At 68.2% G+C, this 13,573-nt stretch carries 12 protein-coding genes; 7 read left to right on the top strand and 5 right to left on the bottom strand.

The window, feature by feature from the left end:
* Positions 1-5: 5 nt before the first annotated feature.
* Both AC50X6_RS09765 and holA read left to right on the top strand, forming a co-directional pair.
* Positions 6-1,982: a ComEC/Rec2 family competence protein gene (locus tag AC50X6_RS09765; RefSeq protein ID WP_494966031.1), complete on the top strand. Its 1,977-nt coding sequence runs from the start codon at positions 6-8 to the stop codon at positions 1,980-1,982.
* Positions 1,916-2,929 carry a DNA polymerase III subunit delta gene (gene holA, locus AC50X6_RS09760; RefSeq protein ID WP_494966030.1) on the top strand — a complete coding sequence of 338 codons (1,014 nt, stop codon included), beginning with the start codon at positions 1,916-1,918 and terminating at the stop codon, positions 2,927-2,929. Before AC50X6_RS09765 ends, holA begins: the two co-directional genes overlap by 67 nt.
* A 108-nt stretch (positions 2,930-3,037) precedes the next feature.
* Here holA and rpsT read toward each other — a convergent pair whose 3' ends face one another.
* Both rpsT and AC50X6_RS09750 read right to left on the bottom strand, forming a co-directional pair.
* On the bottom strand, positions 3,038-3,298 hold the full coding sequence (gene rpsT / locus AC50X6_RS09755) for a 30S ribosomal protein S20 (RefSeq protein ID WP_494966029.1): 261 nt from the start codon (positions 3,296-3,298) through the stop codon (positions 3,038-3,040).
* Positions 3,299-3,517: 219 nt separating this feature from the next.
* Entirely contained in the window at positions 3,518-4,144 is a 627-nt protein-coding gene (locus AC50X6_RS09750) for a type II toxin-antitoxin system PemK/MazF family toxin (RefSeq protein WP_494966028.1), read from the bottom strand.
* Between the two features lie 207 nt (positions 4,145-4,351).
* On the opposite strand from AC50X6_RS09750, the gene lepA reads away from it, so the two are divergent.
* Positions 4,352-6,205, top strand: coding sequence for a translation elongation factor 4 (gene lepA / locus AC50X6_RS09745; RefSeq protein ID WP_494966027.1), 1,854 nt, complete (start codon positions 4,352-4,354; stop codon positions 6,203-6,205).
* Between the two features lie 45 nt (positions 6,206-6,250).
* A complete protein-coding gene (gene hemW, locus AC50X6_RS09740) occupies positions 6,251-7,489 on the top strand; it encodes a radical SAM family heme chaperone HemW (RefSeq protein ID WP_494966026.1) in 1,239 nt (412 codons plus the stop codon).
* Positions 7,490-7,560: 71 nt separating this feature from the next.
* Here hemW and AC50X6_RS09735 read toward each other — a convergent pair whose 3' ends face one another.
* Together AC50X6_RS09735 and AC50X6_RS09730 are read right to left on the bottom strand one after the other, a co-directional pair.
* A complete protein-coding gene (locus AC50X6_RS09735) occupies positions 7,561-7,980 on the bottom strand; it encodes a DUF4870 domain-containing protein (protein ID WP_326966077.1) in 420 nt (139 codons plus the stop codon).
* Positions 7,981-8,139: 159 nt separating this feature from the next.
* Complete coding sequence (locus AC50X6_RS09730) at positions 8,140-8,991, bottom strand: DUF3097 domain-containing protein (RefSeq protein ID WP_494966025.1); 852 nt, start codon at positions 8,989-8,991, stop codon at positions 8,140-8,142.
* Positions 8,992-9,229: 238 nt separating this feature from the next.
* Here AC50X6_RS09730 and hrcA point away from each other — a divergent pair, with 238 nt between their 5' ends.
* The 3 genes from hrcA to AC50X6_RS09715 all read left to right on the top strand — a co-directional run bounded on the left by hrcA (position 9,230) and on the right by AC50X6_RS09715 (position 12,223).
* Positions 9,230-10,243: a heat-inducible transcriptional repressor HrcA gene (hrcA, locus tag AC50X6_RS09725; protein ID WP_494966024.1), complete on the top strand. Its 1,014-nt coding sequence runs from the start codon at positions 9,230-9,232 to the stop codon at positions 10,241-10,243.
* A 61-nt stretch (positions 10,244-10,304) separates the two neighbouring features.
* The gene (dnaJ, locus tag AC50X6_RS09720; protein WP_494966023.1) at positions 10,305-11,432 is read left to right on the top strand and encodes a molecular chaperone DnaJ; all 1,128 of its coding nucleotides are present in this window, start codon (positions 10,305-10,307) and stop codon (positions 11,430-11,432) included.
* Positions 11,433-11,434: 2 nt separating this feature from the next.
* Positions 11,435-12,223 (top strand): 16S rRNA (uracil(1498)-N(3))-methyltransferase, encoded by a 789-nt coding sequence (locus tag AC50X6_RS09715; RefSeq protein WP_494966022.1) that lies wholly within the window; start codon positions 11,435-11,437, stop codon positions 12,221-12,223.
* 9 nt (positions 12,224-12,232) lie between these two features.
* Here the strand turns inward: AC50X6_RS09715 and AC50X6_RS09710 are convergent, their stop codons facing one another.
* Positions 12,233-13,129 carry a GerMN domain-containing protein gene (locus tag AC50X6_RS09710; RefSeq protein ID WP_494966021.1) on the bottom strand — a complete coding sequence of 299 codons (897 nt, stop codon included), beginning with the start codon at positions 13,127-13,129 and terminating at the stop codon, positions 12,233-12,235.
* Between the last annotated feature and the right edge of the window lie 444 nt (positions 13,130-13,573).

Here is a 13,573-nt window from a genome sequence, read left to right as displayed (position 1 = left end):
CAGCCATGACGAAACCGCGCAGTCCCTGGCAGCGCTACGTTGACGCCGCAGTCACGCGCCAGCCGCCGTCCGTCGGTCCCGCCGATACGGCAGGCGGCGTATCCCTGCCCGTCCGCACCGCAGACGGGCACCGTTACACCGCACCCGGCCGATTTGAGGGGCTCCGGGAACACCTCCAGGAAACCATCTTCCCAATTGCCCCCACCCCGGGACGGGAGGCAACCCGTCGCCGGACCGACGTCCGGCTGGTGCCCTCCGCCTTGCTGGTCTGGGGGGCTGCCGTTGCCGGAAGCTGGCTGGAACCCGCCGCTTTGGCGGGCCTTTGCCTCGTCCTGCTGGCATGCTCGGCCCTGCTCCTGCTCAGGGTGTCCGCACGGGCCGCAGCTGGGGCACGGGCAAAGCCCCGTGAGCATCCGAAGCGGCGCAGTGCGCTCGCGACGCTTGCCGTGGCGCTACTGCTATCTGCCGCTGCAGGCGCTCACGGGGCTGTCGCCTCGTCCCAGCGCCACGACGGTGCTGTCGCCGGGGCCGTCGCCGCGCGGGCCGCCGTCGTGGCCGAACTGGAGGTAGTAGGCATACCGCGGCGGCTGAGGGCGCCGGGAAGCTCCGGGCTCGCCGACCGGTGGGCGGTTCCTGCCACGCTGCTGACGCTGGATTTCGGTGGCCGCCGGATCCTGGCCGGGGCAAAGCTGCTGGTGATGGGCGGCGCCGACTGGGAACACACGACGCCGGGCCAGCGCATCCGGACGACGGGCAAGCTCAAGCCGCCTGAGTCTGGAGAGGCCGAAGCGGCCATTCTCTCAGCGAGCTCAGTGCCGCGAACAGCGCGGGCGCCCGGCCCCTTGCAGCGGGGTCCCGGCGGACTGCGGACCGGTTTCACCGCTGCGGCCGGCCGGCTCGACGGCGATGCCCGCGGCCTCCTGCCGGGAATGGTGACCGGGGATACCAGCGCGCTGGATCCGCAGCTGGATGCCGCCATGAAGACGGTCGGAATGACCCACCTGACCGCCGTCAGCGGGGCGAACTGCAGCATCATTCTTGGTAGCATGCTGTTCGCCGCCCGCAGCCTCCGGCTCAAGCGCACCGCTGCTGCCGCCGTCTGCCTTGCGGGGCTGGGAATGTTCGTGCTGATGGTCGGTCCGGACGCCAGCGTCCTGCGTGCGGCCGTGATGGGCGCGGTCGGCCTCATGGCCCTGGCCGGCGGACGAACCGGACGTGGACTCAGTTTTCTGTGCCTTGCGGTCATCGGGCTGCTGCTTGCCGAGCCGGCGCTGTCCACGAGTTTCGGATTTCTGCTCTCCGTGCTGGCCACCCTGGGCATCGTGGTGGCCGGCAGGCCCATCATGACGTGGTTCCCGGCGGCCGTGCCGCGCTGGGCGGCGGCGGGACTGGCGGTTCCGCTAGCGGCGCAAACTTTCTGCGGGCCGGTGATTGTGCTGCTGCAGCCCCAGTTCTCCAGCTACGCGCTGCCCGCGAACGTGGTGGCGGCCGCCCTCGTCGCACCGGTTACCCTGCTGGGCACCGCCGCCGTGCCGCTCGTGGCTCTGTTACCAGCGGCCGCGGCAGTCCCGTTGGGAATAGCGGCGGTTTTCGCCGGTGGTGTGGGCGCGGTGGCCAGATTCTTCGCGGCACTCCCCGGCGCCGTCCTGCCCTGGCCGGAAGGGGGATATGGCGCCGCCACGATGGCACTGCTCTCCGGCGTTGTGCTGGCTGCTGCCTGGCTGGCGTTCCACCCGGCCGCGGCGGTACGTCTGGCGGTGCGTGCGCACACGAAGACCGTCGACTGGCTTGAGCACACCTGGCCCCCTGGCGCACGCCGGCACAGCGGGCCGGAACGGCGCCGGCGCGGCTTGGTGGACCGCTCAGGCCGTGGCACGCTTAGAGTCTGCAAAAGATCTTCCGGGAGGAAACGAGAGTGGCTGCTGCCCAGACCCAACGCACCAGGACTTCGGCGTCGAAGACCGCCACCTGGCGTGATGTGACACCGGCGCCGGTGGTGCTGGTGGGCGGTCCGGAGGACTACCTCGGTTCCCGCGCCATGGACCGCATCCGTGCGCAGGCCCGCGCGGCAGCGCCCGATGTCGAGGTGATCCGGCTCAACGCCGGCAGCTACGAGCCGGGTTCGCTGGCCATGAATGTCAGTCCGTCGCTCTTCGGTGAGCAGAAGCTCATCGAGGTCGAGGGCCTCGAATCGATGAACGACGCCTTTCTTGCCGACGGACTGAGGTATCTCGAACAGCCCGAGCCGGACGCTGTCCTGGTGCTCCGCCACAGCGGCGGTGTGCGCGGCAAGAAACTGCTGGACGCGATCAAGGCCGGTGGCTGGCCGGTGGTGGACTGCCAGCCCCTGAAGAAGGACGCCGACAAGGTCGCCTTCGTCACCTCCGAGTTCAGGGCCGCCGCCCGACGCATCGATCCCGATGCCGTACACGCCCTGGTCAACGCCGTCGGCGCCCACCTGGCGGAGCTGGCCGCCGCCTGCAGCCAGCTGATCTCCGATGCCGCCACCGGGGTCGACGCCGCGATGGTTGACCGTTACTACGGAGGGCGCGTGGAAGCCACCGCCTTCAAGGTTGCGGACGCCGCGATGGCCGGCAACGCCCCGCTCGCGCTCTCTACGCTCCGGCACGCCCTTGCCACCGGCGCTGACCCCGTCCCGCTGGTGGCGGCGCTGGCATCGAAGCTGCGCTCCCTGGCGAAGGTCGCCGGGGCACAGGGCTCCTCCGCCCAGATCGCCAAGCAGCTGGGCATGCAGCCGTGGCTCGTGGAACAGGCGCAGCGTGAGGTCCGGCGCTGGACCCCGGAGGGGCTGGTCCGCTCCATCCAGGTGACCGCCGAGGCCGACGCACAGGTCAAGGGACTCTCCCGGGATCCGGTCTACGCCGTGGAGCACGCAGTGACAGTGATTGCGGCGTCTGCCCGCCGCTGAGCGGGGCCTTCGCCTCGCGCCGGGCCGCAGTTTCCTGCCCGTTTAACTGGAAGTGGCCGGCACCCTGGGGTGCCGGCCACAATCATCAGTTCAGTTGAACTGGAAACCTTACAGCGCGTTGACCTTCTTGGAGATCGCGGACTTGCGGTTTGCTGCGTTGTTCTTGTGAAGAACACCCTTGCTGACAGCCTTGTCCAGCTTGCGGCCGGCAGAAACCAGTGCAACAGCCGCAGCATCCTTGTCGGCAGACTCAACGGCGGTGTTGACGGCGCGGATGGCCGTCTTCAGCTCCGACTTGGCTGCGTTGTTGCGCAGGCGAGCCTTCTCGTTGGTGAGGATACGCTTCTTCTGGGACTTAATATTAGCCACGTGTGAACTCTCTTTTTCAATGCGGAAAATGGTCTAGAGGGCTTTCAGATTGGCCATTGACTGAGCGGCGTGGGGATACCTATGGCGACCAACCATATGTGGCCGTCGACCTGCACGGACACACAGCTATTGATGATAGCAGAGACGCCGGTGCCGTGACGAGTTTCCGGGCATCCGCAGTGGCCCTGCCAGTGGCTCTGCCAGGGCTGCCGCCTGAGGCTACGACCACCCGTGACGGGACCGCAGCGCCGCCGCGATGAGGCGGAAGCGGCCGGCGTCAAGGATGGCCCCTTCACGCCGGACATCCTGGGGGTTGATCTGCAGGATACGATCCAGCTTCGCTTCGCTGGGACGCCGTTGCCGGTCCCAGGGGCCGGTTCCGATGTCGACGTACTCATCTGCCCGGCGGTCGTCGCCGTCGTGGTCCCTGCTCGTGAGCATGAGGCCCAGCAAGTATTTGCCGCTATGGCCCACCAGCAGCACCGGGCGGTCTTTGCCCCGGGAGTAGTCCTCTTCATAGGGCACCCAGGTCCAGACGACCTCACCCGGTTCGGGCCGTCCGTTGGGGGAGGGGGCGTAGAGGTCTGCCGCCGTTCCGCGGAAGTCTCCGGGGTAGCTTCCGGTCATCCCGACGCCGACGCCGACGCCGGCGCCGGCGCCGGGCCGTCCGCGCACCGCCACAGCCGGCCGGCCGGAGCGGGGCTTCGTGCCGGACCTCGTTGATGTGGGCCGGGGCTTAGCCGCCGCACCACCGGCGCTGCCGGGTGCCGGGCCACCGGAGAGCCGGCCCAGGAGGCGCAGTGTTGTACGGAACGCGTTGCCGATCGAGCGGACGTTGAAGGCCATGGGGAAACACTACCGGCAGCACCCGCGGGACGCCGTGGCCGGCGGGAGGCAGCTGCCGCGACTGCGGCTGTCCCGTCGTGCCGGCGGTCGTGCGCTCCGGGCGGCCCGGACGTGGGAGACTATAGGAACGAGAAATGCGGCACGTTGCTGGATGGCGAAACATCAATCCGCGCGAAGCCGCGGAAATGCCAACAGTAAGGACCCTGCGTGTCTCCCATGGCCCGCACCGCCCCGGTGCCCGCGGCAACGGATCCGGCCATCATCCGGAACTTCTGCATCATTGCGCACATTGATCACGGGAAGTCCACACTGGCCGACCGGATGCTCCAGTTCACCGGCGTGGTCCAGTCCCGTGACATGAAGGCCCAGTACCTGGACCGCATGGACATTGAGCGCGAACGCGGCATCACCATCAAGTCCCAGGCTGTCCGGATGCCGTGGGAACTTGACGGCATCGGCTATGCGCTGAACATGATCGACACCCCCGGCCACGTGGACTTCACCTACGAGGTCTCGCGATCACTCGCGGCCTGCGAAGGCGCGGTGCTCCTGGTGGACGCGGCCCAGGGCATCGAAGCCCAGACCCTCGCCAACCTCTACCTGGCGATGGAAAACAACCTCACCATCATCCCGGTCCTGAACAAGATCGACCTCCCGGCCGCCCAGCCCGAGAAGTACGCGGCGGAACTGGCCAACCTGATCGGCGGCGACCCCGACGACGTGCTCCGCGTCTCCGGCAAGACCGGCATGGGTGTCGAGGTGCTGCTGGACAAGATCGTCCGTGACCTGCCCGCCCCGGTGGGTGACCCCAACGCCCCCGCACGCGCCATGATCTTCGACTCGGTCTACGACACGTACCGCGGTGTGGTCACCTACGTCCGGGTGGTTGACGGCATGCTGCATCCCCGCGAACGCATCCAGATGATGTCCACCCGTGCCACCCACGAACTCCTCGAAATCGGGGTCAGCTCCCCGGAGCCCACCCCGTCCAAGGGCCTCGGCGTCGGCGAAGTGGGCTACCTCATCACCGGGGTGAAGGACGTGCGCCTGTCCAAGGTGGGTGACACCGTCACCAATCTGGCCAAGCCTGCCACCGAATCACTCCCCGGCTACGCGGACGCCAAGCCGATGGTCTTCTCCGGCCTGTATCCCCTGGACGGCACGGACTATCCGGTGCTCCGCGATGCGCTGGAGAAGCTGATGCTCAACGATGCCGCGCTGGTGTACGAGCCCGAGACGTCCGCCGCGCTGGGATTCGGCTTCCGGGTGGGTTTCCTGGGCCTGCTGCACCTGGAAATCACCCGGGAGCGGCTCGAACGGGAATACAACCTGGACCTGATCTCCACGGCCCCCAACGTGGAATACGAGGTGACGCTGGAGGATAAGAAAGTCGTCCACGTCACGAACCCCAGCGAGTACCCCAGCGGTAAGATCGCCGAAGTCCGCGAGCCGATGGTTTCCGCCACCATCCTCGCGCCGAACGAATTCGTCGGCGCCATCATGGAACTGTGCCAGAGCCGGCGCGGTGTAATGGGCGGCATGGACTATCTTTCCGAGGACCGGGTGGAAATCAGGTACCGTCTGCCGCTGGCCGAAATCGTCTTTGATTTCTTTGACATCCTCAAATCCAAGACCCGCGGCTACGGGTCCCTGGACTGGAAAGCCGACGGCGAGCAGGCGGCCGATCTGGTCAAGGTGGATATTATGCTCCAGGGCGAGCAGGTGGACGCTTTTTCCGCGATCACCCACCGGGACAAGGCCTATGCCTACGGCGTGATGATGACGGGCAAACTGCGCGAACTAATTCCGCGGCAGCAGTTCGAGGTACCCATCCAGGCTGCCATCGGCTCCCGGATCATTGCCCGCGAAAGCATCCGCGCCATCCGCAAGGACGTGCTCGCCAAGTGCTACGGCGGTGACATCACCCGGAAGCGCAAACTGCTGGAAAAGCAGAAGGAAGGCAAGAAGCGCATGAAGATGGTGGGCCGCGTCGAGGTACCGCAGGAAGCATTCATCGCCGCACTCACCACGGACGAGTCCAAGGACAAGGCCAAGAAGTAGCGGTGCCTGCTATGACTGCTGCCGCAACGCAGGCCGGCCCGGGCAATGCCTAGCGCACTTCCGCTGGGTGACCCGGCGCCGTCGGACGGGCTCCTGCCGGCGCAGGCGCTGGAGGGCGCCGCGGCCCGGGCTTTCGGGCTCTACGTGCACATCCCGTTCTGTGCCGTCCGCTGCGGCTACTGCGACTTCAATACCTATACCGCCACGGAGCTCGGCGGCGGGGCATCCCAGGACGCCTACTCCGGCACCGCCGTCGCGGAAGTCGACTTCGCGGCGGAGGCCCTGAAGAGCAGCGGCCTGCCGCCGCGCCCGCTCAGCACGGTCTTCTTCGGCGGCGGGACGCCCACGCTGCTGCCCGCGGCGGACCTCGCCCACATCCTCGCCGCCGCGATCGCGGCGTGGGGCCTGGCGCCCGGCGCCGAGGTCAGCACCGAAGCGAACCCGGACTCCGTCACGCCCGAATCCCTGAAGCTGCTCGCCGCCGCCGGCTTCACCCGCGTCTCCTTCGGCATGCAGTCGGCGGTCCCGCACGTGCTGAAGATCCTGGACCGCACCCACACACCCAGCCGAGTGCCCCGGGCGGTGCAGTGGGCCCGCGACGCCGGCCTCGCCGTGAGCCTGGACCTGATTTACGGCACTCCGGGGGAGTCGGCCGAGGACTGGCGCTACTCGGTGGAAACGGCACTGTCCTACGGCCCGGACCACATCAGCGCTTACGCGCTGATCGTCGAGGACGGCACCAAGCTCGCCGCCCAGATCCGCCGCGGCGAAGTTCCGGGAATCGACGACGACGACCACGCCGCCAAGTACGAACTGGCCGACGAACTCATTTCCGCCGCCGGGCTTGCCTGGTACGAGGTCAGCAACTGGTCCCGCACCCCGGAGCAGGCCTGCCGCCACAACCTCGCCTACTGGCGGGGGGATGACTGGTGGGGGATTGGTCCGGGGGCGCACTCACATGTGGGTGGCGTGCGCTGGTGGAACGTCAAACACCCCACCGCCTACGCAAACCGGCTGGGTTCCGGACTCTCGCCCGCCGCGGGGCGGGAGACGCTTGATTCCGCGACCCGGAACGTGGAGCGCGTCATGCTCGGGGCCCGGCTGAACCCAGGGCTGGAGATCTCCGGCCCTGGCGGGCTGGGGGACACAGGTCGCCACGCCGTCGCCGGACTCATCGCCGACGGCCTCGTGGACCCGGCCGCCGCCTTCAAGGGCCGCCTGGTGCTGACGCTGAAGGGACGGCTGCTCGCCGACGCCGTGGTGCGCCGCCTCCTGCCCGACTGAGGCCGTCAAACGTGGGCCCACGCCCGCAGGGTTCCCTGGCCGGGCTTGCGAGGTTAGGGTGCGGGTGGGGACTACTTGATCCAGCGAAGGTTGAACTCGTAACGGTGCGGCTGGCCCCGGTTGACGTGGATGCCGGCCGCTACCGAGAAGCACGTCACAGCAATCCAGATGACCGTGGCGAGCACGGCGAAGACATTGCCCACCACCGGCACGAAAACCAGGAGATTGGCGATCACCGCGGCGATCGTCGGGGGCAGCGTGAAGTTGAGCGCCTCCTTCGACTCCTGCGCCGTGAACGGGCCGCGGTCCTTGAAAATCAGGTAGACCAGCAGCGACGGAACGCAGCCCAAAATGCCGCCAAAGTGCGCCAGGGTGGCCCACTGCCGGTCCTCATTTGCCGTCAGCGGCAGCGCATTTGCGGGAACGCCTTGATAAGGGGGTTGGCCATGGCCGGCCTGGGTGCCCGGCTGTTCGCGTGCGTTATCTGCCACGGGTTCGTCCTTCGGATTGCGGTGATGCCTTGGAGCCTGGAAGTTCGCAGGCCGCGGTAGAAGCGCAGCCGACGTACCAAGAATACGTGCTCGGACGGCCAAACGAAGATCAGGGTCCGCGAACGGTGCTGCCCGGCCGCGATCGCGCGGTGAGAAATGTCAGGGCACGGTGAGGAAGTCGATGACCTCTTCGACCCGGCCCAGCAGGGACGCTTCCAGATCGGCGTAGCTGCGGACGGCGCCGAGGAGCCTCTGCCAGCCCAGGCCGACATCCTCCTTGGTGCTGTGCGGCCAGCCGAATGCCGTCAGGATGCCGGTCTTCCAATCCACGCCGCGGGGGATCACGGGCCACTGCTCGATGCCCAGCACTGCGGGCCGGATGGCCTGCCAGACGTCCACATAGGGGTGGCCGACGATCAGGACATTGCCCTTGGCCCCGGGCGAGGCCATTACGGCGTCGGCAATCCGTGATTCCTTGGACTCAGGCACGAGGTGGTCCACGAGCACGCCGAGACGGCGGCCGGGACCGGGCCGGAATGCCGCCACCGCGCCCGCGAGGTCGTCAATGCCGTGCAGTGGCTCGACGACGATGCCCTCCACCCGGAGATCGTCGCCCCAGACCTTCTCGACGAGTTCGGCGTCGTGTTTTCCTTCCACCCAGATCCGGCTGGCTTTGGCGACTTGGGCCCGCTGGCCCCCCACCCGGACCGAACCGGACGCCGTGCGCGTGCCTCCCGCCGGTACCGGGGCGGGCCGCGGCGCCGGCGGCGTCAGCCGGATCGGCCGGCCTTCCAACAGGAAGCCGAAGCCGAGCCGGAAGGACCGCGACCTGCCCCGGCGGTCCTCCAGCGCCACAACATGCATCCCGCCGGACTTCTCCACCCGCGTGACGGCGCCGACCCAGCCGGACTGCACGTCCTCGAGCACCATGCCGCGTTCCACCGGTACCTCGGGCAAACGGGTCTTGGCGGGGGCGGACAGGTCCTGGGGGCCCCAGTTCTGGTACGACATCTGTTACACACTGCTTTGCGCTTGGAATGATAGGGCGGGGTGTGCCCGAAAACACGAGCCCCGGGAACAACGCCTGGAGCGAATTCAATGCTAACAACGCGGCGACTCATATTAGACTTGTTAGCACTAAGGCATGTCGAGTGCTAGCCGCGGGCCGCTCGGGCCCGGCTGGAAACGAACGGCCGGGCCCGCTGCCCGGGCCGGCAGCGAATGCAGGACCGTCGATTGGAGGTGCAGTGTGAGTGAACCGCGCAAACTCGAAGTGCTGCGCGCCATCGTCGAGGACTATGTCCACTCGCGTGAACCCGTCGGATCCAAAGCGCTCGTGGACAGGCACCACCTGGGCGTGTCCAGCGCCACGATCCGCAATGACATGGCGGCACTTGAGGATGAGGGCCTCATCACGGCCCCGCACACCAGCGCCGGACGGATCCCCACAGATAAGGGATACCGGCTCTTCGTGGATCAGATTTCCGCCGTCAAGCCGCTCTCCCAGGCCGAACGGCGAGCCATCCAGGCGCTGCTGGAGGGATCCCAGGACCTCGACGACGTCCTGGACCGGACGGTGCGGCTCCTTGCCCAGCTGACCAACCAGGTCGCCGTCGTGCAGTACCCCCACCTCAGCCGGGCCAGGATCCGGCACATCGAATTCGTCCTGCTCGCGCCCCGTAAGGTGCTGGCGGTCCTGATCGCTGATACCGGCAAGGTGGAGCAGCGCGTGATCGACGTCGGGCAGGACGTCGGCGACGAGGCCCTCGCGGAGCTGCGGACCCGGTTCCTGGGCAGCCTCTCTGGCACCCCGTTGAACCTGCTCCCGCAGTCGCTGCTCGCCGTCATCGCCGGCTGTCCGCCTGTCCGGCGCAGCGCAGCCCAGGCGCTGGCCCGCGGGCTGGAAGCCCTTGCCATCAGCAGCCGCGAGGAGCGGATGGTCATGGCCGGGACCGCCAATCTGGCCCGGTCCACCGTGGACTTCCCGCTGAGTATCGGCCCGGTGCTGGAAGCCCTCGAGGAGCAGGTGGTCATGCTCCGCCTGCTCAGCGATATGGCGGCGGACCCGCGCGGCGTGACGGTGAGCATCGGCCGGGAGAACCCGTATGACGGGCTCGCGGAGGCATCGGTGGTCGCGACGGGGTACGGGCCCGATGCCACCGCCAAGGTGGGCGTGCTGGGTCCCACCCGGATGGACTATCCCACCTCCATGGCCGCCGTCCGTGCGGTGGCCCGCTACCTTTCAAGGATTCTCGGGCCCTGACGGACCGACACCAGACTTCTTGCCCCCAACAGGTAAGTACAACCAGGAAGAGATACAAACTTTGAGCAGCCATTACGACGTTCTTGGAGTCTCCCGCGAGGCAACGGGAGAAGAAATCAAGAAGGCTTACCGCAAGCTGGCACGGAACCTCCACCCGGATGTGAACCCGGGGGAGGACGCCTCGGACCGTTTCAAGTCCGTCACCCATGCCTACGAGGTGCTCTCCGATCCGCAGAAACGCCGGATCTATGACACCACAGGAAACGAGAACGGCACCGACAACGGCTTCGGCGGCGGCAGCTACTCGGGCCAGGGATTCGCCTTCCAGGACATCTTCGAGACGTTCTTCGGTGCCGGCGGCCAGGGTGGCCCGGCGTCACGGATCCGCCGCGGCCAGGACGCCCTGATCAGCGTCCGGATCGACCTCCGCGACGCGGTGTTCGGCATCAACAAGAAGCTTGAAGTCGACACGGCCGTCACCTGCCCCACCTGCGAAGGCTCCTGCTGCCGCGCCGGCAGCCACCCGGAGCGCTGCGACATCTGCGGCGGCAGCGGCCAGGTCCAGCGCGCCGTGCGCTCCATCCTCGGCCAGGTCATGACGGCGGCCCCCTGCGGCAGCTGTGAAGGCTTCGGCACCGTCATCAAGGACCCCTGCAACGAGTGCAACGGGCAGGGCCGGATCCGCAGCCGCCGTTCCCTCACGGTCAAGGTCCCCGCCGGCGTAGCGACCGGCACCCGCATCCAGCTGTCCGCACAGGGCGAGGCCGGTCCTGCCGGCGGACCCTCCGGCGACCTGTACGTGGAGATCCGGGTCAACAACGACGCCACCTACGTCCGCGACGGCGACGACCTGCACGCGAGCCTCAACATCCCCATGACAGCTGCCGCTCTCGGCACCGAGCTCAACCTTGATACCTTTGACGGCCAGCACGGCATCGACGTCAAGGCCGGGACCCAGTCCGGCGAGGTCATCACCCTGCGCGGCCTCGGCGTCACCCACCTGCGCGGCTACGGGCGCGGGGACCTCAAGGTCCATCTGCAGGTTGACACCCCCGCCAGGCTCGACGCCGCCCAGGAGGACCTGCTCCGGCAGCTCGCCAAGCTCCGCGGCGAGCAGTTCACGGAAGGCAAGCTCGCGGCCAGCGGAGGCGTCTTCGCCAAGCTCCGGGACCGGCTCGGTAACCTGTAACGGTGAGCAACCCGGTCTTTTTCGCGGCCCCGGGAACCCTTGACCGGCAGGTCCCCGGTTCCACTTTCGTCCTCGACGGCGCCGAGGCCCGCCACGCGGTCACTGTCAGGCGACTCGCGGTGGGGGAGAGGGTCGACATTGCCGACGGCGCCGGCCGGCGCCTGACTGGCACTGTCACCGCCGTCGCCGCCGGTGAGCTGACGGTGGAATGCAGCGGACTCACCGTCGAGTCCCGGCCGGTCATCCGGCTGGTGCTCGTACAGGCCCTCGCCAAGGGCGACCGGGACGAGCTCGCGGCCGAGACCGCGACCGAGCTGGGGATCGACGCCGTCATTCCGTGGCAGGCCGAGCGCTCGATCGTGCGCTGGAAAGCCGAGCGGGCGGCCAAGGCCCACGCCAAGTGGCAGTCCGTCGTCACGGCAGCAGCCAAGCAGGCGCGCCGTGCCTGGATTCCTGACGTCCGGTCCTTGGCCGACGCCGCCGGTCTGCAGGCGGCCGTGGCTGCGGCTGATCTCGCCGTCATCCTGCATGAGGACGCGGTGCGTCCCCTGCGTCCGGTGCTGGAGGCCTGGCAGGCGCGCCTCGGCGACCGGCCGCCAGGCGAAGACACCAACGGCGCGCTCGAGGTTTTGCTGATCGTTGGGCCCGAAGGCGGCATCAGCCCCCGGGAGGTGGCCCGGCTCTGCGACGCGGGTGCCGTGACCGCCCTACTGGGGCACCACGTGCTGCGCTCATCCACCGCCGGTCCGGCGGCCACCGTGCTCGCGAGCGACATCCTGGGCCGTTGGTAGCAGGAGACGCTATTGGACGCTGAACCCGCGGGTATCAGCAAACAGGCCCCGGGCCGGGTTGCCGTCCCCAAGCTGGGCAACACTGATTTCGTAGTTTCCCGGACCCAGGTTCACTGACAGGCTGAAGGCACCGGACTGGCCGGCCTCCGCCGAGGCGGCCGCGGTGCCGTTCAGGTAGGTGGTCTTGGCGCTTCCGTCGATCCGGAAGATCTCCCAGCGGAGTTTGCCGCCCGGGGCGGTGCTCCGGCCGGAGACCTTGACGGTGCCGTCCTCCACTGGAGTGCCCTCCTGGGGATCAAGGATCCACACCGGGGCGACCAGGCCCGCGCTGCGCGACATCGGAGTGCCGAGCCTGACACGGTTGAAAGCGACGTAGTCGGTGTGCCCGTCCACGAGCACCACGACCTGGACCTGCTGGCCGGAGTCGATCAGGCCCGCGCTGGCGGCGGCCGCCGTCGCGGTGTAGACGAGTTGCTGGATGGCCCGCTCGGCCATCGCGGCGTCGACGTTGGCGTTGAAAGCGTCAGCCGAGACGTCCACCGTAATCACGTTCTTGCCGGAAATGGAGCTGGCAAGTTTCTTGGGGTTCTGCCACGGGGTGAAGAAGTCCGGATCCAGCGGCTTCTGGGACATCATCACCCGGAGAGCCTGTGTGACAGGGTTTTCCTGCTCCGGAACATCGCGGAACTCGCGGTACAGGAAGGTATTCTCGTCGCTGCGGCCGATCCAGTACACCGGAGCCTTATTGGAGGCCTGCGTGGTCTCCAGCGGCGCGCTGGTGCTCGGGGCGCCCGGGGAGGCCGCGCCGTTCAGGACCGAGGGGGTGCTGGGGTTGCTGCTGCCGGGCTGGGGAGTGACTACGCAACCGGACAGGCCGAGCGCCGCTGGCAGCACCAGCAGCAGCATGCCGGACCGTATCCGCCTGCCGGCTGCCGTCTGTTCAACTCCACGCTGCCTGATTGCCGCTGTCCTCTTCTGCTTGTCGATCCTGCTTGTCGATCCTGCTTGCCGTCGGGCGGGACCGCTGTTCCGTGGCCCGTCCGTCCTGGCAGCGGCCGATTTCCAGCATGGCACAGCGGCGCGGTACGGCACCGTGGTTTGGGACCGGGCCGGGGAACTGCAACGGGAACGATATGAGGCCGATACGAAGTTGATACCAAAAACCGGGAACAGGGCCCGACGGCGGCGACCAGTCCGGCCCGGCGGCGGCCGGTGCCGCCTGCCGCGGCGCCGTGCGGCGCGCCACGCTGGCGTAAGATGGGAGGACCCTGAGGGACCGGAACCAGGAGGCGGACACCGCCGTCGGGCCGGATCAGGGGGACAGACTATTTCCGAGCTGGAGGGGACCAG

The organism is Pseudarthrobacter sp. HLT1-7 (assembly GCF_059383435.1).
The sequence above is the reverse complement of the archived record's forward strand: the minus strand, read 5'-3'. Positions and strand labels throughout refer to the sequence as shown.